Raw genomic sequence first — 23,064 nt, 5'->3', positions numbered from 1 at the left:
TGCGGTAATATAGGGCAACAGCGCTGGACACGGGTCCGAAGCCGCTGGCTTTTCACGATGAACGCCCCTACTACCCTCCAAGAATTGAACGTCTTTGCCGATGACGCAAAGGCTGGCGAAGCCCGCATTCGCGAGATTCCCTATAACTACACCTCGTTTTCCGATCGGGAGGTGGTCATCCGCCTGCTCGGCGAGCGTGCCTGGGACTTGCTGAACCGCCTGCGCGACGAGCGCCGCACCGGCCGCTCCGCGCGCATGCTGTATGAAGTGCTGGGCGATGTCTGGGTCGTGCAGCGCAACCCCTATTTGCAGGACGACCTGCTGGACAACCCCAAGCGGCGCAAGCTGCTGGTCGACGCCTTGCAGCACCGGCTGACTGAGGTCGAAAAACGCCGCACCCCGGATGCAGATCAACAGCGCGACGCCATTGTGGGCGAACTGCTCGACGCCGCTCGCGGCGCCGTCGCCCGCTTCTACACCTCCTTCAGCGAGATGTACGACCTTCGCCGCCTGACGGAACGCAAGCTGCGCAAGCTGACGCTCAAAGACAACATCAAGTTCGACGGCCTCTCGCGGGTGTCACATGTCACCGATGCGACTGACTGGCGTGTCGAATACCCCTTTGTGGTGCTCACGCCCGACACTGAAGTCGAAATGGCCGGCCTGGTCAAGGCCTGTATCGAGCTTGGCCTGACAATCGTGCCGCGTGGTGGCGGCACCGGCTACACCGGCGGGGCGATTCCGTTGACCTGGAAGTCGGCTGTCATCAATACCGAAAAACTCGAAGCCATGACCGAGGTCGAAATGGTTTCGTTGCCCGGCGTTGACAAGCCAGTGGCTACCGTGTGGACTGAAGCCGGCGTGGTCACCCAGCGTGTGGCCGACGCGGCCGAGCGCGGCGGCTTCGTCTTCGCGGTCGACCCGACCTCTGCCGAAGCCTCCTGCATAGGCGGCAACATCGCGATGAATGCAGGCGGCAAAAAGGCCGTGCTGTGGGGCACCGCACTGGACAACCTCGCTTCCTGGCGGATGGTCACGCCCCAGGCCGAGTGGCTGGAAGTCACGCGCGTGGGCCATAACCTCGGCAAGATCCACGACGCCGAGATGGCCAGCTTCGATCTTCAGTATTTCGAAGCCGACGGCAAAACGCCTATCCGCACCGAGCGGCTGGATATTCCCGGCAAGACTTTCCGCAAGGAAGGCCTGGGCAAAGATGTCACCGACAAATTCCTGAGCGGCTTGCCGGGTATCCAGAAAGAAGGCTGCGACGGTCTCATCACCAGCGCGCGCTGGATCGTGCACCGCATGCCGGCACATACCCGCACGGTTTGCCTCGAATTTTTCGGCAATGCCAAGGACGCGGTGCCCAGCATCGTCGAGATCAAGGATTTCATGTTCGCCGAGCAAAAGCGCGGCGGCGCCATCCTGGCGGGGCTGGAACACCTGGACGACCGCTACCTGAAGGCGGTCGGCTATGCGACCAAATCGAAAAAGCACGGCGGCCTGCCGAAGATGGTGCTCTTTGGCGACATTGCCGGCGACGACGCCGATGTGGTGGCGCGTGCCACCTCGGAAGTCGTGCGCATTGCCAACTCGCGCCACGGCGAAGGTTTTATCGCCATCAGCCCCGACGCCCGCAAGAAATTCTGGCTGGACCGCAAGCGTACCGCCGCGATCTCCAAGCACACCAATGCCTTCAAGATCAATGAAGACGTGGTGATTCCGCTGCCCCGCATGGCCGAATATACCGACGGCATCGAGCAGATCAATATCGAGCTCAGCCTGGCCAACAAGATACGGCTGTGCGACGAGCTGGAGGCTTTTTTCCTCAAGGGCAACCTGCCTTTGGGCAAATCGGACGATGCCAACGATATTCCTTCGGCAGAACTGCTGGAAGACCGTGTGGGCCAGGCGCTGGCGCTGATAGCTGAGGTACGAGCGCTATGGTCCGGCTGGCTGGCGGGTGTAGCGACCTTGTTCCCGCAGTTGCAAGACCATTCGCTGCGCGCCAGCTGGAAAACCGATATCCGGGCCCAGCTTCAGGCGATTTTCTCGGGCGGCGCGTTTTTGCCCATCCTGGAGGAGTGCAATGCCATCCACAAGCGTGTGCTCAAGGGCCGTGTCTGGGCGGCGCTGCACATGCACGCCGGCGACGGTAACGTGCACACCAACCTGCCCGTCAACAGCGACGACTACGAGATGCTGCAGACCGCGCATGTGGCGGTGGCGCGCATCATGGTGCTGGCTCGTTCGCTGGACGGCGTTATCTCCGGGGAACACGGCATTGGCATCACCAAGCTGGAGTTCCTGACCGACGAAGAGCTGCGGCCCTTTACCGAATACAAGCAAAAAGTCGATCCGGAAGGGCGCTTCAACAAAGGCAAGCTGCTACGAAATCAGGAGCTGCTCGCGCAAGAGGGGAGCGGTCTTCAGTCCAAAAATGATGCTAAGCCGATCTTGCATGCCGACTTGACCAATGCCTATACCCCCAGCTTCGGCTTGATGGGGCATGAGTCGCTGATCATGCAGCAGTCGGACATCGGCGCCATTGCCGACAGCGTGAAGGATTGCTTGCGTTGCGGCAAGTGCAAACCGGTGTGCGCCACCCATGTGCCGCGCGCTAACCTGCTGTACAGCCCACGCAACAAAATTCTGGCCACCTCGCTGCTGGTGGAGGCTTTCCTTTATGAAGAGCAGACCCGGCGCGGCGTGAGCATCAAGCACTGGGAAGAATTCGAAGACGTGGCCGACCACTGCACCGTGTGCCACAAGTGCCTGACGCCTTGCCCGGTGGACATCGATTTCGGCGAAGTCTCCATGAACATGCGCAACCTGCTGCGCAAGATGGGGCAGAAGTCTTTCCGGCCCGGCAACGCTGCCGCCATGATCTTCCTGAACGCCACCAGCCCGCAGACCATCAAGTTCATGCGCAGCGCCATGGTGGACGTGGGCTTCAAGGCCCAGCGCCTGGCCAACGACCTGATGCGCCGGCTGGCACGCAAGCAGACGGCGCTGCCGCCGGCCACGGTCGGCAAGGCGCCTGTGAAAGAGCAGGTGATCCACTTCATCAACAAGAAGATGCCGGGCGGCCTGCCCAAGAAGACAGCACGTGCGCTGCTGGACATCGAAGACAAGGACTACGTCCCGATCATTCGCAACCCCAAGAGCACCACGTCGGAAACCGAGGCGGTGTTTTATTTCCCCGGCTGCGGCTCCGAGCGCCTCTTCAGCCAGGTGGGCCTGGCGACGCAGGCCATGCTCTGGCATGCGGGGGTGCAAACTGTGCTGCCGCCGGGTTACCTCTGCTGCGGTTATCCGCAGCGCGGCAGCGGCCAGTTCGACAAAGCCGAGAAAATCATCACCGACAACCGGGTGCTGTTCCACCGCGTCGCCAACACGCTGAACTACCTGGACATCAAGACGGTGGTGGTGAGCTGCGGCACCTGCTATGACCAGCTGCAGGGTTACGAATTCGACAAGATATTCCCGGGCTGCCGCATCATCGACATCCACGAATACCTGCTTGAAAAAGGCATCACCCTGCGCACCGACCAGCCCGGCGCTGGCTACCTCTATCACGACCCCTGCCACAGCCCGATGAAGCTGCAGGAGCCAATGAAGACCGTCAAGGCGCTGCTGGGTGACAACGTGCTCAAGAATGACCGCTGCTGCGGTGAGTCGGGCACGCTGGGCGTTACCCGGCCGGACATTTCCACGCAGATCCGTTTTCGCAAGGAAGAAGAGCTGCGCAAGGGCGAAGCCCAGCTTCGCGAGGCGGGTGCCGTTGCCGAGGCGGGAAACGTCAAGATACTCACCAGCTGCCCGAGTTGCCTGCAAGGGCTCTCGCGCTACGGCAACGATCTGCAAAACGGCCTGCTCGAGGCGGATTACATCGTCGTGGAAATGGCCAATCAGATCCTGGGCAAGGAGTGGCTGCCCACGTATGTGGAGGCGGCCAACCACGGTGGCATCGAACGGGTGCTGGTCTAGGGCAATTTCTGGCTTTGATGTCAACGGGCTTATTGCCAGAATGCCGAATCCTCACGAAGGCCTGATGCGTCCGGCCTTTTCTTTTCAGAAAGCGATTTCCCATGGCAGGCCTTCAACCCGGTTCACCCACGCCCACCGCATTGACGGTTCACAGCCAGTCGCGCATTCTTGAAATCGCGTTCTCCGACGGCGCCGAGTTCAGGATTCCGTTTGAACTCATGCGCGTCTATTCGCCCTCGGCGGAGGTGCAGGGCCATGGCCCGGGCCAGGAAATTTTGCAAACCGGCAAGCGCGAAGTGACTGTGGTTGAGCTCGAGCCTATTGGCAATTACGCGGTCAAGCCCGTGTTTTCCGATGGCCATGAGAGCGGAATCTTCTCGTGGGACTACCTCTACAAACTGGGCGCCGACCAGGCCCAGTTATGGGACGAGTACCAGAGGCGTCTGCAGGCGGCCGGTGTTGAACGCGATGCACCCATGACCGCGCCCGGCGGCCACGGCTGCGCAAGCCACTGATTCCGCGCGAGCGGTGCGTGGCCACGGCGCGGCCGCGAATGCGCATTTCACACCACTGTTGTTTTTCCAGCATAAAAGTGGGCAATAAGCCGCAATGCCCCATGTCAGCTCAGGGTTGTCGAGAGCAATTACACCTTTGCCCTCTAGCATTGATGGTATGAGCAGTACCCATTTCGGTTTTGAATCCGTCGACGAGCAGGACAAGGCACGCCGCGTGCGCGGGGTGTTTGACTCCGTGGCGCCCAAATACGACGTGATGAACGACCTGATGTCCATGGGCCTGCACCGTGCCTGGAAGGCCTACACGGTGCTGGTGGCCAATGTCAAAGAGGGCTACCAGGTGCTGGACATCGCCGGCGGCACGGGCGACCTGGCGCTGGCCTTTGCACCGAAGGTGGGCAGCACCGGCCGTGTGGTGCATACCGATATCAACGAGGCGATGCTCCGCGAAGGCCGCAACCGGCTGCTCGATGCTGGCGTCAGCTTGCCCACCCTGGTGTGCGACGCCGAACACCTGCCGTTTCCCGATGCGAACTTCGACGTGGTGACTGTCGCCTTCGGGCTGCGCAACATGACGCACAAGGAAGATGCGCTGCGCGAAATGAATCGCGTGCTCAAGCCCGGCGGCAAGCTGCTGGTGCTGGAGTTCTCCAAAGTCGCCAAGCCGCTGGAAAAAATTTACGACTGGTATTCCTTTAAGGTGTTGCCGCGGTTGGGCAAGCTGGTGGCCAATGACGATTCAAGCTACCAGTACCTCGCCGAATCAATTCGCATGCACCCCGGCCAGGACGAGCTGAAAGCCCTTATGCATAAAAGTGGTTTCGGCCATGTGGACTATCACAACATGACCGGCGGAGTTGTGGCATTGCATGTTGGAATCAAGTGTTGAAAAGTCGAACGGCCTGAAAACCGTGATCAAGGAGACGATATGAAAATCTGGCCGGCAATTTTTTCCGCAGCGCTTGCGTTAACCCTGACTCTGGGGGGAACGGCTGCTGACGCCAAACGACTGGGCGGTGGTTCTTCATTTGGCAAACAGTCGTCCAACGTGACCAAGCGTGAGGCGGCGCCTGGCGGTGCCAATGCCGCCAAACCGGCGGCCCCTGCGGCAACGCCGGCGCCTGTTGCGCCCAAGAAACCCTGGGGTGCCATGCTGGGCGGCCTGGCCGCAGGTCTGGGCCTGGCGTGGCTGGCTTCGTCGCTGGGCCTGGGCGGCGCCTTCGGCCAGATCATCATGTTCGCCTTGCTGGCGCTGGTGGTCATGCTGGTGATCGGCTTCATCATGCGCAAATTCAAGGGCGGAGCGGCTGGTGCGCAAGGTTCTGCGCCCGGGCAGGCACCCTTTGCCTTCCAGGGTGCGGGCAATGCCACCACCCCCAAGAACTACAGCCCTGAGAACGTCGGCAACGATGCATCCGCACGCCCCTGGGAACGCAGCAGCATGGCTTTTGACGCCAACAAATACGATGCGGCAGCGCCCGCAGGCGGTTCCATGATCGGCTCGGCCCTGCTGGGTGCGCAGTCCTGGGGTGTGCCGGCTGGTTTTGACGCCGAAGGCTTCCTCAAGGCCAGCAAGGCCAACTTCGTCACGCTGCAGGATGCCTGGGACCGCTCCGACATCCAGAACCTGCGCGCCATGATGACGGACGACATGCTCGAGCAGATCAAGACCCAGCTGGCCGACCGCGAGTCGCACACCGGCGGCGTGGTCAACAAGACTGAGGTCGTGATGCTGGATGCGCAATTGCTGGGCATCGAGGAATTGAGCGACGTCTATATGGCCAGCGTGGAGTTTTCCGGCATGATCCGCGAAGACGCTTCCGCAGGCGCCAGCCCCTTCCGCGAAGTCTGGAACATGACCAAGCCACGCAGCGGCGGTAGCGGCTGGCTGGTTGCCGGTGTACAAGCGCTCCAATAACCCCCGTCCAGGCTCACTTCGTGTAGCCTGTTCCCCCCTTTCAGGGGGCGGCGCCTGCGGCCCGGCAAAGCCGGTTCCGCGGCCCCCGCTGGTGAAATACCTCCAGTGGTAGTGCCCAAAGAATTCTTCAAGCCAGCATGAGCCGCGGGACTGGCTTCGCCAGACCGCAGGCGGGCGGCCCCCTCGGGGGGCAGGGAGCGACACGAAGTGCGCGACCGTGGGGGCCATGTCAGAATGGGGACGTATGAATACCACGTCCCCTTTTTCTTTTCTGGAATCCATTGCCACCCGCTTTCAGCCGCCCGCCTGGGTGGTGGATGAGGGGCAGCAACGGCTGGTGCTCTTCCTGAACCATGTCCTGATGCAGGAAAAGCAGGCGCAGGACCGCCTGCTGCGGCAAAAGGGGCGCGTGGTGCATCTGCGCTGGGGCCTGTTTGCGATTGACCTGGTGGTTACGCCGGCGGGCCTGGTGGACCGGGCCCAGCCTGCTGCCAAGCCGGACCTGCTGCTGGCTGTGGCTGCTGAATCGCCGCTGACCGTGATGCAGTCTGTGCTGGCCGGCAAGCCGCCGCCGGTGAAAATCGAGGGTGATGTGCAGCTGGCCGCCGAGCTGGGCTGGCTGGCTGAAAACCTGCGCTGGGATGCCGAAGAGGACCTTTCCCGGCTGATCGGTGACGCCCCTGCGCATGCAGTGGCCGACGCCGGGCGGCGAATCTTTGCAGGGCTCAAGCAGTTTTTGGCAAGCACACCTCTTGCATCGGTTCCTCCTTCGTCCGCGGCAGCAACCTCCGGCGCCCAACCTTCTGAAACGGCGCCCAAGGCGGGTCCTTCTGCGGCAGGCGGCGATGCCGAGCCAGTGAAAGCACCTGCTGCATGAGTCGCCTCTTCAGAGGTGTTTTTATTGTCTGGACCGTGCTCCGGTTTGGCCTGGATGAGCTGGTGCTCTCCAGTTTCGAACGTCCCTGGATCCGTTTGCTGACCCGCATCGTCTCGCTGGGCCGCAACCTGAAGGCGCCGCGTGGCGAGCGCCTGCGCGAAGCGCTTGAAAGCCTGGGCCCCATCTTTGTCAAGTTCGGCCAGGTCATGTCTACCCGGCGCGACCTGCTTCCGCCCGACATCGCCGACGAGCTTGCGCGCCTGCAGGACCGGGTGCCGCCTTTTGAGTCCGCCGTCGCCGTCGCCATCATCGAAAAAGCCTTTGGCCGGCCGCTGGACCGCATCTTTGCCAGCTTCGAACAAATTCCCGTAGCCAGCGCCTCGATTGCCCAGGTGCATTTCGCCACCTTGCCAAATGGCCGCGAAGTGGCCGTCAAGGTGCTGCGGCCCAACATGCTGCCTGCCATTGAGAAAGACCTGGCGCTGATGCACATGATGGCCGGCTGGGTGGAAGGCGCGTCTGCTGATGGTAAACGCCTCAAGCCCCGCGAGGTGGTGGCCGAGTTCGATAAATACCTGCACGACGAGCTGGACCTGCTGCGTGAGGCGGCCAATGCGGCCCAGCTGCGCCGCAACATGCAAAACCTCGACCTGGTGATGATCCCTGAAATGGTCTGGGACTTCTGCATGCCCGACGTCATGGTGATGGAGCGCATGAAAGGCGTTCCGATCAGCCAGGCCCAGCGCCTGCGCGATGCCGGTGTCGACATGAAAAAACTGGCGCGCGACGGCGTCACCATTTTTTTCACCCAGGTGTTCCGCGACGGCTTCTTCCATGCCGACATGCACCCCGGCAATATCCAGGTCAGCCTGGCGCCGGAAACATTCGGTCGCTACATCTCGCTGGATTTCGGCATCGTGGGCACCCTGACCGAGGTCGACAAGGAATACCTCGCACAGAATTTCAGCGCGTTTTTCCAGCGCGACTACAAACGGGTGGCCGAGTTGCACCTGGAATCCGGCTGGGTTCCGCCCGAGACTCGGGTGGACGAGCTGGAAGCCGCCATCCGCGCGTGCTGCGAACCCTACTTCGACCGGCCGCTCAGGGAAATTTCGCTGGGCCTGGTGCTAATGCGGCTGTTTCAGACTTCGCGCCGTTTCCATGTCGAAATCCAGCCCCAGCTGGTGCTGCTGCAAAAGACCCTGTTGAACATCGAGGGCCTGGGCCGCGAGCTGGATCCTGACCTGGACCTTTGGAGCACCGCCAAGCCCTTTCTCGAAAAATGGATGCTCGAACAGGTGGGTCCGGAAAAATTGCTGGCGCAGCTCAAGGCGGAGGCGCCTGCTTATGCCAAGCTGCTCCCCGGTTTGCCGCGCCTGCTGTCCCAGTACCTGAAATCGCCCCCCGGAATCAACCGACGAGAGCTTGAGGAACTGCTGTATGAGCAAAAGCGTACCAACAAGCTGCTGCAAAGCCTGATTTATGGCGGTTTGGGCTTTGTGTTGGGGCTGATTGCCATGCAGGTTGTCCTGCGGGTACGGGTGTTTTAGGGCCGGCCGGGGAAGGTCTCAACGGCCTATAATTGAGGGCTTTGCATCTGGGAGCCTTTTCCAGGCAAATTCCCCGGGATATTCCCGGGAATACCCCGGGGACAGCCCCTCAAAGCCTTAAGCACTATGCCAATCTACGCCTATAAATGCGAGTCCTGTGGGCATGCCAAGGACGTTCTGCAAAAAATCTCCGATGCGCCCCTCTCGGTGTGTCCGCAATGCGGCGAACCCGCGTTCAAAAAGCAGGTCACGGCGGCGGGTTTCCAGCTCAAGGGCTCGGGCTGGTACGTGACGGACTTCCGCGGCGGCAACAGCACGGGTGTGCCAGCACCCAAGACCGACGGCGGCGAAGCCGGCACTGCCAGCGGCAACGGTTCGGACAGCAAGCCGGCCGATTCCGGTGCAGCCGCGCCGGCAAGCACCGCAGCAGCCCCCGCTCCCGCGCCGGCCGCGCCCGCCAAGACTTCGGCCAGCGACTCCTCTTCCAAGACTTCCTCGTGATGGCTTCGATCCGCCGATGGCTTCTGGCCGGACTGTTGGTGCTGGTGCCCCTGGCCATCACGCTGTGGGTGCTCGACTGGATCGTCGGCACGCTGGACCAGACGCTGCTGATTCTTCCCGGCGCCTGGCATCCCGACAAGCTGCTGGGTTTCCATATCCCCGGTTTCGGCGTGTTGCTGACGCTGCTGATCGTGCTGCTGATGGGCGCGGTTGCCAGCAATTTCTTCGGCAAGAAACTGGTCCGCTGGGGCAACTCGTTCCTGAGCCGCATTCCCATCGTCCGATCCATCTATTCCAGCGTAAAGCAGGTCTCCGATACGGTGTTTTCGGAAAACGGCAATGCCTTTCGCAAGGCCTTGCTGGTTCAGTGGCCGCGTGAAGGTGTCTGGACCATCGGCTTTCTGACGGGACTGCCCGGCGGCGATGTGGTCAATCACCTGCAGGGCGATTACCTGAGTGTTTATGTACCCACCACGCCCAATCCCACCGGTGGCTATTTTGTGATGCTGAAAAGAAGCGACTGCATTGAGCTCCAGATGAGCGTCGATGAGGCTTTGACCTACGTGATTTCCATGGGCGTCGTGGTGCCCTCCAAACCTGTACCGCGGCCGCTGACTCCTCCCCTGTAAACCGCGAAAATTGCAACATTGCGCGCGAGGCGCTGAAAGTCCGAGATTTTTTATGGCTATCGTTTCCCAAATGCGTTCGAACTATTGCGGTCTGGTGACCGAGGCCTTGCTGGGCCAAACCGTGAGCCTGTGCGGCTGGGTCAATCGCCGCCGCGACCATGGCGGGGTGATTTTCATCGACCTGCGCGACCGCGAAGGCTATGTCCAGGTGGTCTGCGACCCGGACCGCGCCGACATGTTTAAAACTGCTGAAGGCGTGCGCAACGAATTCTGCGTGCAGGTCAAAGGCGTGGTGCGGGCCCGCCCTGAAGGCACGACCAACGACAACCTCAAAAGCGGCAAGGTCGAGGTGCTGTGCCACGAACTGATCGTGCTGAACCCGAGCGTGACGCCGCCGTTCCAGCTTGACGACGACAACCTGTCGGAGACGACGCGCCTCACGCACCGTGTGCTGGATTTGCGCCGCCCCTACATGCAGAACAACCTGATGCTGCGCTACCGCGTGGCCATGGAAACGCGCAAGTTCCTTGATGCCAACGGCTTCATCGACATCGAAACCCCGATGCTGACCAAGAGCACGCCTGAAGGCGCGCGCGATTACCTGGTGCCCAGCCGTGTCAACGAAGGCATGTTCTTCGCGCTGCCGCAAAGCCCGCAGCTGTTCAAGCAGCTGCTCATGGTGGCGGGCTTTGACCGCTACTACCAGATCACCAAGTGCTTCCGTGACGAAGACCTGCGTGCCGACCGCCAGCCCGAATTCACGCAGATCGATATCGAGACGTCCTTCATGGGCGAGCAGGACATCCGTGACCTGTTTCAGGGCATGATCAGCAACATTTTCAAGACCGTGCTCAACACCGACTTGGGCGAATTCCCGGTGATGGCCTACAGCGAAGCCATGCACCGCTTCGGTTCCGACAAACCTGATTTGCGCGTGAACCTGGAGTTCACGGAACTCACCGAAGTCATGGCGACGGTGGACTTCAAGGTTTTCAGCACGCCTGCCACCACTGCCGGCGGCCGTGTGGTTGCCCTGCGCGTTCCCGGCGGGTCCGAAATGAGCCGCGGCGAGATCGACGGCTACACCGAGTTCGTCAAGATCTACGGTGCCAAGGGCCTGGCCTGGATCAAGGTCAATGACATCACCAAGGGCCGTGACGGCCTGCAAAGCCCCATCGTCAAGAACATCCATGACGCGGCGATTGCGGAAATTCTCAAGCGCACCGGGGCCCAGAATGGCGACATCCTTTTCTTCGGCGCCGACAAGGCCAAAGTCGTCAACGACAGCATTGGCGCGTTGCGCCTCAAAGTCGGTCACAGTGAGTTCGGCAAGAAAACCGGCCTCTTCACCAAAGGCTGGAAGCCGCTGTGGGTGGTTGATTTTCCGATGTTCGAATTTGACGAGGAAGGCCAGCGCTGGAGCGCGGTGCACCACCCGTTCACCGCACCCAAGGACGGACACGAAGACTGGATGGATACCGACCCGGGCCGCTGTATTGCCAAAGCGTATGACATGGTGCTCAATGGCTGGGAGTTGGGCGGCGGTTCGGTCCGTATCCACCAGGCGGACGTGCAGAGCAAGGTGTTCAATGCCCTGAAGATCGGCCCGGAGGAAGCGCAGCAGAAGTTCGGCTTCCTGCTGGACGCATTGCAGTACGGTGCCCCCCCCCACGGCGGCCTGGCCTTCGGTCTGGATCGCATCGTCACCATGATGACGGGCGCCGACTCGATCCGCGACGTGATCGCATTTCCCAAAACCCAGCGCGCGCAGGATCTGCTCACGCACGCGCCCAGCCCCGTCGACGAGAAACAACTGCGCGAACTGCATATTCGCCTGCGCAACCCACAGCCAGTTTAATGTGGCCCCCACGGTCGCTCGCTGCGCGTAGCTTCCTGCCCCCCGAGGGGGCGCTCTTTTCCTTGGGGCGGCCCGGCGGAAAAGCCTGTCGCTCACAAGCAAGCGCACGCATCTGAGTGACGAGGGGATACCTTGAAAGCCTTCAAGATCCCCAAATCCGTGCTGGTCGTCATTCACACACCGCAGCTGGACGTGCTGCTGATCGAGCGCGCCGACAACCCGGGCTTCTGGCAGAGCATCACAGGCTCCAAAGATATGGCGGGCGAGCCCTTGCTGCAGACCGCGGTGCGCGAGGTGCTGGAAGAGACCGGCATCGCAGCCGCGCCCGGCCAGTTTCGCGACTGGGGCCTGTCCAACGTCTACGAAATTTATCCAGTCTGGCGCGCCAGGTATGCGCCCGGCATCACCCACAACACCGAACATGTCTTCAGCCTGTGCTTGCCCCAGGCCTGCGATGTAAAGCTCAGCCCCAGGGAGCACACTGCCTGGCAATGGCTGCCGCACTACGCCGCTGCCGACCTGTGTTTTTCCCCTTCAAATGCGGAAGCGGTGCTCCTCCTGCCGAAATTCATGGCTTGAGCCGCGCAGCGCGCAGGCGCAACACTTTGTGAGTTTGGCGTTTCACTGGATTGGCAAACATCGGCCAGTCGGTTCAAATGGAATGGACCTTCCCGCCAACTCTCCACACTTCCAGGGAAAAAGCCGCTGGCCATGTTTCCACTCCACAAGTCCGGTGCGTTGCAACTGCTTCAGGGCGGCCGGGACTTTTTCCCTGCACTCGTCAAGGCCCTGGATGCGGCGCAGACCTGGATCCAGCTGGAAACCTATATTTTTGATTTCAACGGTGCTGGTGCGGATGTCGCCGAAGCACTGGTTCGCGCGGCCCGGCGCGGCGTAACGGTGCAGGTGCTGGTCGACGGCATAGGCACCGGCCCCCTTCCGGCCGAGTGGCGCGAAAAATTCGCGGCGTCGAAAGTCGACTGGTGCGTGTACTCGCCCCTGGGGACGGGCCTGAGCCGCCTGGGTCTGCTCCTGCCGGAGCGCTGGCGCCGGCTGCACCGCAAGCTCTGCGTGGTCGACCAGCACACGGTGTTTTGCGGCGGCATCAATGTGCTCGATGATTTCTACGATCCCAACCACGGGGAGCTCCAGACTCCGCGCGTCGATTTCGCCGTGGCTGCCACCGGGCCGCTGGCAGAGGAGGCCGCTGATGCCATGGCGCTGCTGTGGTGGCGTGTGCAGGCTGGCTACAGTGCGCGGCAGCGTCACATGGCCGCCGCATGGGAGAACTTCAAGGCAGCGGGCTATGGCGGGCGTACCGGCACCACATCGCTCGCGGCGGGTAACGGGTCTGGCGTTGCCGGCCCCAAGGCAGCGCTGATCCTGCGCGACAACCTGCGTAATCGCAGCAGCATCGAGCGCGCCTACCGCAGGGCCATCGGCAAGGCGCACCGGGAGATCATCATTGCCAACGCCTATTTTCTGCCGGGCGGCAAGCTGCGGCGCGCCCTCATCGGGGCGGCCAAACGCGGCGTGCGTGTCACCTTGCTGCTGCAGGGGCGCTACGAGTACTTCATGCAATACCATGCGGCCCGGCCCGTCTACGGTGCCCTGCTGGAAGCCGGCGTGGAAATCCATGAATACGAGGCCGGTTTCCTGCATGCCAAGGTGGCCGTGGTGGACGGGCATTGGGCCACCGTGGGTTCGTCCAACCTGGATCCCCTGAGCCTGCTGCTGGCCCGCGAGGCCAATGTGGTGGTCGAGGACAAGGCCTTTGCCGAAAGCCTGGCGGGTATTGTGCGCGAGGCCATGGCGAAACAGGGGCGGCGCATGGAGCCGGCCGACCACAGCCATCGCCCCTTTGGCCAGCGGCTGCGAGGCTGGATAGCCTATGCCCTGGTGCGGCTGGCGCTGCTGGTGGCAGGCCAGCGTTATTGATGCGTCTTGTGCCAGCCCGGCCGTCATGCCGTTAGCTATGAATTTGATAGCTGCTTGCGCTCATGAGGAAAGGGCTGGAGGCCAAAAACCTTATCAAATTCCGGACAAGACGGTTTAGGGGCAGGCTGGTAATATCTGGCATGCTTATGAAATCCGATACGCCCCCCCAGGACGCGACCGACGAGGGCACGCCCGTCTCCGTCAAGATCCGCGAACGCCTGGCCCAGGCCCGCAAGCGCTTTCACGCCAACGACAACATCGCCAAGTTCATTGAACCGGGCGAACTCGAAAAGCTGCTGGACGAAGTGACCGGCAAGATGCAGGGCGTGCTCGACAGCCTGGTGATCGACACTGACGGCGACCACAACACCAACAACACTGCGCGCCGCGTGGCCAAGATGTACCTCAACGAGGTGTTCAAGGGCCGCTACGTGCATGCGCCCACCATCACCGAGTTTCCCAACGCCGAGCACCTCAACGAGCTGATGATCGTCGGCCCCATCACCGTGCGCAGCGCCTGCTCCCACCATTTCTGCCCGGTGATCGGCAAGATCTGGATCGGCGTGCTGCCCAATGAGCACACCAATGTGATCGGCCTCTCCAAATACGCGCGCCTGGCCGAATGGGTTATGGGCCGCCCGCAGATCCAGGAAGAAGCGGTGGTGCAGCTGGCCGACCTCATCATGGAAAAAACCCAGCCCGACGGCCTGGCCATCGTGATGGAGGCGAGCCACTACTGCATGGCCTGGCGCGGCGTGAAAGACATGGACAGCAAGATGATCAACTCGGTGATGCGCGGTGTGTTCCTGAAAGACTCGACCTTGCGCCGTGAATTCCTCGCTTTGATCCCGCAGAAAGGCTAACCATGCTCGTCCGTTTACTTTATGCAAGCCGCGCGGTCGATACCAGCCCCGAAGCCATCGAAGGCATCCTCTCGCAATCGCGCMAGCACAACCCCTCGTCGGGCATCACCGGCATTCTTTGTTATGGCGGCGGCATCTTCCTGCAGGCGATTGAAGGCGGCCGCATGGCGGTCAGCGAACTGTTCGGCCACATCCAGCAAGATGCCCGCCACAAGGACGTGATCCTCCTGCACTTCGAGGAAATCTCCGAGCGCCGTTTTGGCGGCTGGACCATGGGCCAGGTCAACCTGTCCAAGCTCAACCATTCCATCCTGCTCAAGTACTCCGAAAAAGCCGAACTCGACCCGTATTCGGTCTCTGGCAAGGTGTCGTTCGCGCTGCTCGAAGACCTGATGGCGACCGCCTCCATCTGCGGCAGGGTTTGAGGCCTGCGTACCGTCAGGCCTGACGCGTGTCTCCAGGCGCCCTGGCCCTCGTACTCCTCGCCGGACTGATTCACGCCAGCTGGAACATCGCCGCCAAGAAGGCCGGCGGTGATGCCCGCTTTGCCGCTTTTACCGGCCTGGTGCTGCTGGTGGCGTGGGCGCCGCTGGGCATCTGGTTCGGTATTGCCGAGCTGCCGCGCTGGGGTTGGGCGCAATGGCTGCTGCTGTGTGCCAGCGCCGTGCTGCACACCATCTATTACATTGTCCTGTTGCGCGGCTACCGCAAGGCGGACCTCACCGTGGTCTATCCGCTGGCGCGGGGCTCGGGGCCGCTGCTGTCGTCGCTGGCCGCCATCTTGCTGCTGGGCGAGCAGATTTCCGCGCTGGGTCTGGCCGGTATCGCGGGTGTCGTGGGCGGCGTGTTTCTGGTCGCCGGCGGGCCGGGCTTGTGGCGCGCCTCGCACGACCCGGCGCAGCGCCAGCGGGTGCGCAAGGGCATGGTCTATGGCTTGTTGAGCGGCGCCTTTATCGCCAGCTACACCGTCGTCGATGGCTATGCGGTCAAGATCCTGCTGATGTCGCCGATCCTGGTGGATTACATGGGCTGCCTGCTGCGCATGCTGGTGCTGGCGCCCGCTTTGCTGCGCGACCCCGCTGCGGCCAGGGTGTTGTGGAAGCAGCAATGGAAGTACGCGGTGTTTGTCGGCGTCGTCAGCCCCGTGTCTTATGTGCTGGTGCTGTACGCCATGCAGACCGCGCCGCTGTCGCATGTGGCGCCTGCGCGCGAGGTGTCCATGTTGTTTGCCGCGCTGATAGGCGGCCACCTGCTGGGCGAGGGCGACCGTGCCTTACGCCTGATCGGCGCCGCCTGCATTGCGGCGGGTGTGATGGCGCTGGCGCTGGGTTGAGACCGTGATTGAGGCCGCGATGACAGTGCCCTTGCTGCTTGGCTGCGATTTCTCCAGCAGCCCGACCAAGAAAAAACCCATTGTTTTAGCCTTTGGTTCCATGTCTCATGGGCGCTGCGTGCTATCAAAAATAGAGCGGTTGGAGTCCCTGGCGGCGTTTGGGCGCTGGCTGCAACAGCCCCAGCCCTGGCTGGGTGCGTTTGATTTTCCGTTTGGCCTGCCGCGTGAACTGGTGGCGCATCTGGGCTGGCCGCTGCAGTGGGAAGCCTGCATGCGCCACTATGCGGCCCTGAGCCGCGAAGACATCCGGAGCACCTTTGCCGCCTTCTGCAACGCGCGGCCAGTGGGCGGCAAGTTTGCCCATCGTGCCGCCGACGGCCCGGCCGGCTCCAGCCCCTCGATGAAATGGGTCAACCCACCCGTGGCCTACATGCTGCACGCCGGTGTGCCGCGCTTGCTCGCGGCGGGCGTGCACCTGCCCGGCCTGCATGACGGCGACACCCAACGTGTGGCGCTCGAAGCTTACCCGGGCCTGCTCGCGCGCGAGGTGCTGGGCAGCCGTTCTTACAAAAGCGACGACAAAGCCAGGCAGACGCCCGAGCGGCTGATCGCACGCAAAGACCTGATCACCGCGCTGGAGAACGGCCAAACGCGTCTGGGGCTGCGCCTCAAGGTCAGCCACGCGCAGCGCGACCTGCTCGCCGACGACGCCAGCGGCGACAGCCTGGACGCCGTGCTGTGCCTGATGCAGGCGGCCTGGGCGGCGCAGCAGGGCGCTCCCCGCTACGGCTTGCCGGTGGAAATGGACACGCTGGAAGGATGGATCGTTACAGCGTGATCAGGGCGGGAACGAGGCTGTTTATTCGTACAGTATATTCAGGGCTTCCCCGCTTCTCTTTTGTTCTCTGAAAACTCATGCTCCTCCGGTCTCTGCGCACATCCCGGCCTTGATGGCTTTAATGCGCGCTGGCGACGACAGCACGGAAACGAAGCAGCCGGATCTTCAATGTTCATCAAGATTTCTGCCTCCAGGTCAATACTGGCGGGCGCAAGAAGCTATCAATTTGGTAGCAAACTAATGTGACGAAAATTTCCGTAGTCAAGGCCGTGGGCGTGTTCTTTCTTGTGGCGCTCATGCATGGGGGCGTGTCGGCGCGCACGGCCTCGCCTCCCGTCGCGGCCTGGTCCGGAATCGTCACCTATGTGGTTGATGGCGACACCGTCCGGGTGCGCCCGGCGGCAGGGGGTAAACCGGTCAGCATTCGCATTCAGGGTATTGACGCGCCGGAAATCTGCCAGCCGGGCGGAGCCCTCGCGCGCGATGCGCTGATGCGCCGGCTTCTGGGCAAGCGTGTGGCGGTGCATGGCCAATACCACGACGACTACGGCCGCCTCCTGGCCAGGGTGGTGTTCAGCGGGGAAGATGCCGGCAAATGGATGGTCGCAAACGGTATGGCCTGGTCCTACCGCAGCCGCGGCAATGCAGGTCCCTATGCCCGGGCGGAAAAACGTGCCCAGGCCGCAAGGCTGGGACTGTTTGCATCGACAAAAGGCGCGCCGCCTGTGTATCCGGCGCTGTTCCGCAAGCAGCATGGAAGTTGCCACTGAAAAGACCCGGGCCTGGGGGTCTGCAAAAACTGCAGGATCCAGGCGCTGCGGTGGCCGCATCGCCGCCCGGTCACAACGAAAAAAGCAGGCACAGATTATCTGTAGCCTGCTTTTTTTAGCCACCTGCGCGGTGGCCCGGCCTGTTCAGCCGCTTACGCTCAAGGACGAACGACGATGTCGTTGCGCACACCCTTGACGTTCTTCACATTGCGGGCAATGTTTTCGGCCTGGGCTTTTTCAGCGCTGGACTTGGCAAAGCCGGACAGCTGAACCGTGCCATTGAGCGTTTCCACCTTGATGGAGGACGCTGCAACGGTTTTGTCCTCGATGAACTTGGCCTTGACGGACGTGGTGATGGCAGCGTCATCAACATAGGCGCCAGCAGTCTCCTGTCCACGCCCAACGGCGCAGCCGCTGCCGATGATGGTGATGCCTGCCAGTGCGGCGAATGCAATTGCGCGAGCGTATTTCATATTGTTTTCCTCTAAGTTGGTTTAATCGTCTGGTGCATGGTTAAAAAGGCCTGTCGACTGGCGGCACCACGCCGGCCGACCTGCGGTAATCGTTATTTCTCCAGCCAGTCCTTGAGCTCGTCGGCATGCTCTTCCTCATCGGCAAGAACATCTTCGAAGAGGCGGCGTGTCGTGGGGTCCTTGTCACCGATCAGTGCAATCATCTGGCGATAGGTTTCAACCGCGATGCGTTCGGCGATCAGGTTGACCCGCACCATGGTTTTGAGGTCACTGGATTCGTCGTAATCCGCATGGCTGCGCTGCAGCAGTGTGGCCGGCGAAAAGTCCGGCTCGCCGCCCAGCTGCACAATGCGCCGGGCAATGCGGTCCGCATGTCCGGATTCTTCATTGGCGTGGACCAGGAACTCGTCGGCAATGGGCGGCGACGACACACCGCTGGCCATGAAGTAGTGCCGCTTGTAACGCAATACGCAAACCAGTTCTGTTGCCAGTGCGTCATTCAGCAGCTTGACGATCGCGTCGCGGTGCGGCCCGTAGGCCGGCGTGATTGCGCCGTCGTTGAGGCTGCTCCGGGCTGCGTTCAGCCCTGTTTCATCGAGCACCAGCTCGTCGGGGGCGGAGCGGGAAAGCGTGGAGGTGTTCATCGTGTGTAGGGTGTTTTTTCAGGCTTGTGCGGCGCGCCAGACAGCATGGACAGCAAGGTGCCCGGGAGTTCGGACGTCTTGAGGGCGGCCAGCAGCAAGCCGCCAAGTGATACCAGGCGCCAGGGCCGCAGTACGACCGCTGCAGCGCCTGCCGCGGCTGCAATACCCAATAGCTGCAACGGCTTTTCTTCGGCGTACCTGTCAATCATCGGCCGGGCAATGTCAACTGCCACGCTCACGGGGTGATGTCGCCACCAGCTCCCCAAGGCATGTTTGAGAACGCCCCAGGTTCCGCGGTCGAGAAAGTGCGCCGGATCATTCTCCGGGCCGGTCTCTGCATTGCCCGGGTTTTCTTCATGGTCCAGCTTTTCCCGGCTCATGTGCCGGACAATGGCCTTGCGGCTGCTGGCCAGCCTTTCCTGCGGCGTTGGGGCGGTGAGGGTGGACATCGGTTCAGGCGGCCATGCGCAATGCGCGCGCGTCGCTGTCAATCTGGGCTTTCAACTCGGGAAAGCGTTCATTCGCGAAAGGTTTTTTCGCGCGCAATGCTGCCCCGATGGCGATGGCCAGTGCAATGCCCGGAACCACCACCAGTGCCCAGTGAAACTGGTTTTGAAGCGCCCCCAGCATGACGGCCGTTCCTGCGAGTCCCAAAAATACGGCGGCCGCCAGTACCGCAATCACCCACGCCACAGCCCGTGCAACCAGCTCGGCACCCGCATCGGAAGCCTCTTCATGAAAGAGCGCCGCGTAAGCAGAGACATGGTCCATGACGAGGTCAGGCCGCTGCACGATGGTGGAGAACAGGGGGTGAAGCATTGGTGGGGCGAATCTGCGTGCTGTGGTCGTACCGGAAAAGGGGCGGGCGCGAGCCTGGCGATCAGTAACGGTTTTGGTTGCGATGGCGTGCAGACGACACCAGCAGCGCAATGCCGGCACCGACGGCAGCGGCAATCAGCACCGAACGCAGGGGTTGCTCAGCAACATAACGGGTGGTTGCACCTGCGGCATTGGACAGCGACTGCTGCGCGCGATGCTTGGCTTCAGAGGCGATATCGAGGCTCTGACGGGCAAGGTGCTGGGCCTTGGATGCCAACATGTCCACGACGGGATCCACACTGCCGCGCAGTTCGCGCACTTTGGTTTCTGCCTTGTCGAATGCCTCGTTGGCATAGCTGCGGGTGGAGTCAACTGCTTTTTCTGCGTTCTGCAGCAACTCATCCGAGCTTTGGCGGGCGGTCTTGGTGGCGGTTTGGGTGTTCATGTCAGGTCCTTGGTGAGTTGAGTGAATGACGACGGAGATGCAAGGAGAGCGCGCGCCGCTCGCTCATAAAAAGCGTTCGGCACTCTCGGAATGGCTGGATCAATTCTTTCGGAGCAAGCTGATGACAAAGCTCACGATGGCCATGACGGCGAAGATGAAAAAGAGGATCTTGGCGATCTCGACGGCACCTGCGGCGATGCCACCAAAACCGAACACGGCAGCGATCAGCGCGATGATCAGGAAAACGACGGAGTAGTGCAGCATCTCGGGCTCCTTGCTTGGCTAAAAGGGGGTGGTGCTTCTTTTGAAACGCCTTCAGCAAGGTTAATGAGTGCCTTCAGTTTTCTTCATCGGCTGTCAGCGTGTGCCCCTGTCAGTTCGAGCGGCCATGCCCTGTAGGAGGTGACCGACATTTTGTTACGCTGGCAGCGCAGTGCATGCCTCGAAAAGCTGAGAGATGTTGAGCACTTTGGCGGGCAGGGCGCAGCAGCAGGTGACCTGCCCCGCGCCGCGTTCAGAGACCGGTCACAGTGTTTTGGGCAGCACTGCTGAAATGCGCGTGCCATCGCCTTCGGTGCTGGACACCGTCAGCCGTCCGCCTGCGGCTTCGACGCGATGGCGCATGCCGGCAAGGCCATGGCTTCCCGGGCCCACGCTCTCAAGCTTGAAGCCTTTGCCGTTGTCTTTGACTTCTACCGTGATGTAGCTGTCGAAGTTGTGAAGGCTGATCTCGGCTTGCCTGGCTTCTGCGTATTTGCCGATGTTTGTCAGTGACTCCTGCACCAGCCGGTAGATGGTCAGCTGCGCTGAGCCGCCGAGTTCCACAGGCTCCAGATCGGTGGTGATGGAGAGTCCGGAGCGTTCTTCAAACTCGCGTGCGAGGATCTCGAGAGAGGCGACCAGGCCGAGGTGCGACAGTGAGGACGGCCGCAGGTCTTCCACAATGCGGCGTTTCAGCGCAATGCCGCTGTTAAGCGTGTTGGTCAGGTGCGTGAGCCGCTCAGCCGCTTCCGGCAGATTGCCTGCCAGGCGGGATTTCAATCGGGCCACATCCAGTTTCGCGGCGGTCAAAAGTGCGCCCAGTTCGTCATGCAGTTCGCGCGCCAGGTGGCCCCGTTCGTCCTCGCGCACATTTTGGAGGTGGGTAGCCAGCTCGGCCAGGTTGGCGGTTCTTTCACGTACCTGTATTTCGAGGAAGTCGCGCTCGCGTTGCAGGGATTCCTGCTCGCGCCGGCCGGAAGCAAGCAGCGCCTTGGTCTGAAGGAGGTACATATAGAAAGCCAGCAGGCCCGCCAAAGCCATTGCCGCAATGCCGATGCGGGAGAGCTCCAGCGCCTTTTTGATCTGAACCTGCCCCTGTTCCATTTTGCTGACGCTGTTGGAGGCCAGTTTCGCGGACTGCGCGCGAATCGCCTCCATATGCTCCTTCCCGACGTCCGTGGTCAGGACAAATTTCCAGGCGTCCTCGTTGCCTTCCTTGCGCATGCGCACGCTCAGGTCCATTTCGGCCAGCTTGCGCGAAACATGCCTGGACATGACGCCGAACTCTGCAAGTTGATCCTGGTAAGGGGTGAACAGCCGGCGCAAGGCATCCAGGTTCTGGTCGATATCGGCCAGGGCGGAGTTGTAGGGCTCGAGATATCGAACGTCGCCGGTCAGCAGGTAGCCACGCTGCCCGGTTTCCGCGTCCAGCATGTGCTGCATCAACCGGTTGATGGCGCCGCGGGTTTGCTGGGCCTCCTCAATACTGGCCGCCGCCTCCGTGGATTTCTGGAAGCTTGCCTCGTTTATGAAGATAAGAATGGCGGCAGCCAGCACCGCCAGGGGCAGGCTGATGGCCATTTTTGGGATCGCAAATCGTTTCACGGCAAACTCCGTTCAGTCATTCGGTGAGAATTTCGTCAATAATGAACACTGAAAATCAATGCGGATGTCCTGCAGGCCATCTTTTTCATTGCGTTGCCCGCTTGCGCAGACCTTATAGAAAGACAGCGACATGATCAAAATTGGAATTGTGGACGACCATGCCATTGTGCGTTCTGGACTCAAACAGTTTTTTTCCGACCAGGTGGACCTGCGTGTCGTGGGAGAAGCCGGCAGTGGCCGCGAGGCAATTGATCTGGTGCGTAACGTTGAGCTGGATATTCTGGTCATGGACTTGTCCATGCCTGGGCAAAGCGGCATCGATGCGCTGGCCATGATTCGCGCCAAAGCGCCTGATGTCGGCATCCTCATTCTGAGCGGCTATCCTGAAGAGCACTATGCGGTCAACCTGATTCGCCAGGGCGCCAGCGGCTACCTGAACAAGGAATGCGATCCATCCGAGATTGTGGATGCGATCCGCGTGATTTCTCTTGGAAAACGCTACATAACCCCGGCGGTGGCAGAGCTCCTTGCGCAGCAGCTGAACCGGCCCAACGACGTGGCCTCTCACGAACAATTGTCCGAGCGGGAGTTCCAGGTTTTTCTCAAGCTGGCCAAGGGTGAAACCGCTGGCGACATTGCCAAGGCGCTTTCGCTGAGCGTGAAAACCGTGAGTACCTACAGGACGCGTGTCATGGAAAAAATGAGCCTGTCCTCCAACAGCGACCTGACCTACTACGCGCTCAAGAACAAGCTGATTGATTGAGTTCAATCTGAAATGGTGCTCTGCTGGATGCAATAGTCCACCAGGGCATCGATTTCGTTGGACTTGTCAAAAACGGCATCAACACCGAGCTGGGCACATCTCTGGCGGATGTCTGCAGTGGCGTAATTGCTGAGGACCACGACTTTTTGCGTGGAGGGGCGATCGCGGCAGGCAGCCAGCACACCCAAACCGCTTCCCTGTTTCAGAAACAGGTCAACAATCGCCAAATCCCAATCGCCGCTGTTCTCGACCAGCCAGGCCTTGCCTTCGTTTTCAGTTTCGGCGGTGCCTACCGCGTCAATGCCTGCCAATTCCTCAAGCGTCCCGATCAGATTCTCTCGAATGGTGGGATTGTCTTCTACGATGTACGTTTTCAGTCTCACTGCTCGGGTCCAGGTGGGAAGGCTACGTGCTTCTCGGAAATATTACAAAAGGCTCAAGAACGCGGTGTCCTTGTTTCCTAATGTATCTTTT

The 23,064-nt window shown here is 61.3% G+C and carries 25 protein-coding genes; 17 read left to right on the top strand and 8 right to left on the bottom strand.

Going from position 1 to position 23,064, the window contains the following annotated elements; translation table 11 throughout:
• Positions 1–57 precede the first annotated feature (57 nt).
• The 16 genes from ACXJKE_RS06150 (at position 58) to ACXJKE_RS06075 (ending at position 17,580) form a co-directional block, all read left to right on the top strand.
• Positions 58–3,990 (top strand): DUF3683 domain-containing protein, encoded by a 3,933-nt coding sequence (locus ACXJKE_RS06150; protein WP_457279660.1) that lies wholly within the window; start codon positions 58–60, stop codon positions 3,988–3,990.
• A gap of 101 nt (positions 3,991–4,091) precedes the next feature.
• Positions 4,092–4,505 carry a gamma-butyrobetaine hydroxylase-like domain-containing protein gene (locus tag ACXJKE_RS06145; RefSeq protein ID WP_457279659.1) on the top strand — a complete coding sequence of 138 codons (414 nt, stop codon included), beginning with the start codon at positions 4,092–4,094 and terminating at the stop codon, positions 4,503–4,505.
• Positions 4,506–4,662: 157 nt separating this feature from the next.
• Positions 4,663–5,394 (top strand): bifunctional demethylmenaquinone methyltransferase/2-methoxy-6-polyprenyl-1,4-benzoquinol methylase UbiE, encoded by a 732-nt coding sequence (gene ubiE, locus ACXJKE_RS06140; protein WP_457279658.1) that lies wholly within the window; start codon positions 4,663–4,665, stop codon positions 5,392–5,394.
• 39 nt (positions 5,395–5,433) lie between these two features.
• Positions 5,434–6,423, top strand: coding sequence for a Tim44 domain-containing protein (locus ACXJKE_RS06135; protein ID WP_457279657.1), 990 nt, complete (start codon positions 5,434–5,436; stop codon positions 6,421–6,423).
• Between the two features lie 244 nt (positions 6,424–6,667).
• On the top strand, positions 6,668–7,300 hold the full coding sequence (locus tag ACXJKE_RS06130) for a hypothetical protein (RefSeq protein WP_457279656.1): 633 nt from the start codon (positions 6,668–6,670) through the stop codon (positions 7,298–7,300).
• Positions 7,297–8,850, top strand: coding sequence for a ubiquinone biosynthesis regulatory protein kinase UbiB (ubiB, locus tag ACXJKE_RS06125; protein ID WP_457279655.1), 1,554 nt, complete (start codon positions 7,297–7,299; stop codon positions 8,848–8,850). The genes ACXJKE_RS06130 and ubiB overlap by 4 nt, the downstream gene beginning before the upstream one ends.
• A 126-nt stretch (positions 8,851–8,976) precedes the next feature.
• The gene (locus ACXJKE_RS06120; protein WP_457279654.1) at positions 8,977–9,351 is read left to right on the top strand and encodes an FmdB family zinc ribbon protein; all 375 of its coding nucleotides are present in this window, start codon (positions 8,977–8,979) and stop codon (positions 9,349–9,351) included.
• Positions 9,351–9,980 carry a DUF502 domain-containing protein gene (locus ACXJKE_RS06115; protein WP_457279653.1) on the top strand — a complete coding sequence of 210 codons (630 nt, stop codon included), beginning with the start codon at positions 9,351–9,353 and terminating at the stop codon, positions 9,978–9,980. Before ACXJKE_RS06120 ends, ACXJKE_RS06115 begins: the two co-directional genes overlap by 1 nt.
• A gap of 52 nt (positions 9,981–10,032) precedes the next feature.
• Positions 10,033–11,838, top strand: a complete 1,806-nt coding sequence (aspS, locus tag ACXJKE_RS06110) for an aspartate--tRNA ligase (RefSeq protein ID WP_457279652.1) — start codon at positions 10,033–10,035, stop codon at positions 11,836–11,838.
• 132 nt (positions 11,839–11,970) lie between these two features.
• The gene (nudB, locus tag ACXJKE_RS06105) at positions 11,971–12,417 is read left to right on the top strand and encodes a dihydroneopterin triphosphate diphosphatase (protein WP_457279651.1); all 447 of its coding nucleotides are present in this window, start codon (positions 11,971–11,973) and stop codon (positions 12,415–12,417) included.
• Between the two features lie 132 nt (positions 12,418–12,549).
• A complete protein-coding gene (gene clsB / locus ACXJKE_RS06100) occupies positions 12,550–13,776 on the top strand; it encodes a cardiolipin synthase ClsB (protein ID WP_457279650.1) in 1,227 nt (408 codons plus the stop codon).
• 140 nt (positions 13,777–13,916) lie between these two features.
• The gene (folE, locus tag ACXJKE_RS06095; protein WP_457279649.1) at positions 13,917–14,639 is read left to right on the top strand and encodes a GTP cyclohydrolase I; all 723 of its coding nucleotides are present in this window, start codon (positions 13,917–13,919) and stop codon (positions 14,637–14,639) included.
• A 2-nt stretch (positions 14,640–14,641) separates the two neighbouring features.
• Positions 14,642–15,064, top strand: coding sequence for a BLUF domain-containing protein (locus ACXJKE_RS06090; protein WP_457279648.1), 423 nt, complete (start codon positions 14,642–14,644; stop codon positions 15,062–15,064).
• Positions 15,065–15,090: 26 nt separating this feature from the next.
• The gene (locus tag ACXJKE_RS06085; RefSeq protein ID WP_457279647.1) at positions 15,091–15,972 is read left to right on the top strand and encodes an EamA family transporter; all 882 of its coding nucleotides are present in this window, start codon (positions 15,091–15,093) and stop codon (positions 15,970–15,972) included.
• Between the two features lie 19 nt (positions 15,973–15,991).
• Positions 15,992–16,810: a DUF429 domain-containing protein gene (locus ACXJKE_RS06080; RefSeq protein WP_457279646.1), complete on the top strand. Its 819-nt coding sequence runs from the start codon at positions 15,992–15,994 to the stop codon at positions 16,808–16,810.
• 242 nt (positions 16,811–17,052) lie between these two features.
• Positions 17,053–17,580: a thermonuclease family protein gene (locus ACXJKE_RS06075; RefSeq protein WP_457279645.1), complete on the top strand. Its 528-nt coding sequence runs from the start codon at positions 17,053–17,055 to the stop codon at positions 17,578–17,580.
• A 158-nt stretch (positions 17,581–17,738) separates the two neighbouring features.
• On the opposite strand, the gene ACXJKE_RS06070 is transcribed toward ACXJKE_RS06075, so the two are convergent.
• The 7 genes from ACXJKE_RS06070 to ACXJKE_RS06040 all read right to left on the bottom strand — a co-directional run bounded on the left by ACXJKE_RS06070 (position 17,739) and on the right by ACXJKE_RS06040 (position 21,827).
• Complete coding sequence (locus tag ACXJKE_RS06070) at positions 17,739–18,053, bottom strand: BON domain-containing protein (RefSeq protein ID WP_457279644.1); 315 nt, start codon at positions 18,051–18,053, stop codon at positions 17,739–17,741.
• Positions 18,054–18,145: 92 nt separating this feature from the next.
• On the bottom strand, positions 18,146–18,697 hold the full coding sequence (locus ACXJKE_RS06065; protein ID WP_457279643.1) for a ferritin-like domain-containing protein: 552 nt from the start codon (positions 18,695–18,697) through the stop codon (positions 18,146–18,148).
• A complete protein-coding gene (locus tag ACXJKE_RS06060) occupies positions 18,694–19,146 on the bottom strand; it encodes a hypothetical protein (protein WP_457279642.1) in 453 nt (150 codons plus the stop codon). The genes ACXJKE_RS06065 and ACXJKE_RS06060 overlap by 4 nt, the downstream gene beginning before the upstream one ends.
• Before the next feature lie 4 nt (positions 19,147–19,150).
• Complete coding sequence (locus ACXJKE_RS06055; RefSeq protein ID WP_457279641.1) at positions 19,151–19,516, bottom strand: hypothetical protein; 366 nt, start codon at positions 19,514–19,516, stop codon at positions 19,151–19,153.
• Between the two features lie 61 nt (positions 19,517–19,577).
• Positions 19,578–19,961 carry a glycine zipper domain-containing protein gene (locus ACXJKE_RS06050; protein WP_457279640.1) on the bottom strand — a complete coding sequence of 128 codons (384 nt, stop codon included), beginning with the start codon at positions 19,959–19,961 and terminating at the stop codon, positions 19,578–19,580.
• Between the two features lie 99 nt (positions 19,962–20,060).
• The gene (locus ACXJKE_RS06045) at positions 20,061–20,225 is read right to left on the bottom strand and encodes a DUF1328 domain-containing protein (protein ID WP_457279639.1); all 165 of its coding nucleotides are present in this window, start codon (positions 20,223–20,225) and stop codon (positions 20,061–20,063) included.
• A 261-nt stretch (positions 20,226–20,486) separates the two neighbouring features.
• Positions 20,487–21,827: a sensor histidine kinase gene (locus tag ACXJKE_RS06040; RefSeq protein ID WP_457279638.1), complete on the bottom strand. Its 1,341-nt coding sequence runs from the start codon at positions 21,825–21,827 to the stop codon at positions 20,487–20,489.
• A 130-nt stretch (positions 21,828–21,957) separates the two neighbouring features.
• Between ACXJKE_RS06040 and ACXJKE_RS06035 the strand changes: the two genes are divergently transcribed.
• Positions 21,958–22,590 carry a response regulator gene (locus ACXJKE_RS06035; RefSeq protein WP_007867910.1) on the top strand — a complete coding sequence of 211 codons (633 nt, stop codon included), beginning with the start codon at positions 21,958–21,960 and terminating at the stop codon, positions 22,588–22,590.
• 2 nt (positions 22,591–22,592) lie between these two features.
• Here the strand turns inward: ACXJKE_RS06035 and ACXJKE_RS06030 are convergent, their stop codons facing one another.
• Positions 22,593–22,973 carry a response regulator gene (locus tag ACXJKE_RS06030; RefSeq protein ID WP_457279637.1) on the bottom strand — a complete coding sequence of 127 codons (381 nt, stop codon included), beginning with the start codon at positions 22,971–22,973 and terminating at the stop codon, positions 22,593–22,595.
• Positions 22,974–23,064 lie beyond the last annotated feature (91 nt).

The sequence above is a fragment of the Polaromonas sp. P5_D5 genome, from assembly GCF_054049435.1.
Note: the sequence above shows the minus strand (reverse complement) of the source record. Positions and strands in the feature narration are given on the sequence as shown.

Bases quoted from the DNA above. Each gene is read 5' to 3' on its own strand.
- ACXJKE_RS06150 (WP_457279660.1), top strand. From the start codon at position 58: ATGAACGCCCCTACTACCCTCCAAGAATTGAACGTCTTTGCCGATGAC.
- ACXJKE_RS06145 (WP_457279659.1), top strand. From the start codon at position 4,092: ATGGCAGGCCTTCAACCCGGTTCACCCACGCCCACCGCATTGACGGTT.
- ubiE (WP_457279658.1), top strand. From the start codon at position 4,663: ATGAGCAGTACCCATTTCGGTTTTGAATCCGTCGACGAGCAGGACAAG.
- ACXJKE_RS06135 (WP_457279657.1), top strand. From the start codon at position 5,434: ATGAAAATCTGGCCGGCAATTTTTTCCGCAGCGCTTGCGTTAACCCTG.
- ACXJKE_RS06130 (WP_457279656.1), top strand. From the start codon at position 6,668: ATGAATACCACGTCCCCTTTTTCTTTTCTGGAATCCATTGCCACCCGC.
- ubiB (WP_457279655.1), top strand. From the start codon at position 7,297: ATGAGTCGCCTCTTCAGAGGTGTTTTTATTGTCTGGACCGTGCTCCGG.
- ACXJKE_RS06120 (WP_457279654.1), top strand. From the start codon at position 8,977: ATGCCAATCTACGCCTATAAATGCGAGTCCTGTGGGCATGCCAAGGAC.
- ACXJKE_RS06115 (WP_457279653.1), top strand. From the start codon at position 9,351: ATGGCTTCGATCCGCCGATGGCTTCTGGCCGGACTGTTGGTGCTGGTG.
- aspS (WP_457279652.1), top strand. From the start codon at position 10,033: ATGGCTATCGTTTCCCAAATGCGTTCGAACTATTGCGGTCTGGTGACC.
- clsB (WP_457279650.1), top strand. From the start codon at position 12,550: ATGTTTCCACTCCACAAGTCCGGTGCGTTGCAACTGCTTCAGGGCGGC.
- folE (WP_457279649.1), top strand. From the start codon at position 13,917: ATGCTTATGAAATCCGATACGCCCCCCCAGGACGCGACCGACGAGGGC.
- ACXJKE_RS06080 (WP_457279646.1), top strand. From the start codon at position 15,992: ATGACAGTGCCCTTGCTGCTTGGCTGCGATTTCTCCAGCAGCCCGACC.
- ACXJKE_RS06070 (WP_457279644.1), bottom strand. From the start codon at position 18,053: ATGAAATACGCTCGCGCAATTGCATTCGCCGCACTGGCAGGCATCACC.
- ACXJKE_RS06065 (WP_457279643.1), bottom strand. From the start codon at position 18,697: ATGAACACCTCCACGCTTTCCCGCTCCGCCCCCGACGAGCTGGTGCTC.
- ACXJKE_RS06060 (WP_457279642.1), bottom strand. From the start codon at position 19,146: ATGTCCACCCTCACCGCCCCAACGCCGCAGGAAAGGCTGGCCAGCAGC.
- ACXJKE_RS06055 (WP_457279641.1), bottom strand. From the start codon at position 19,516: ATGCTTCACCCCCTGTTCTCCACCATCGTGCAGCGGCCTGACCTCGTC.
- ACXJKE_RS06050 (WP_457279640.1), bottom strand. From the start codon at position 19,961: ATGAACACCCAAACCGCCACCAAGACCGCCCGCCAAAGCTCGGATGAG.
- ACXJKE_RS06045 (WP_457279639.1), bottom strand. From the start codon at position 20,225: ATGCTGCACTACTCCGTCGTTTTCCTGATCATCGCGCTGATCGCTGCC.
- ACXJKE_RS06035 (WP_007867910.1), top strand. From the start codon at position 21,958: ATGATCAAAATTGGAATTGTGGACGACCATGCCATTGTGCGTTCTGGA.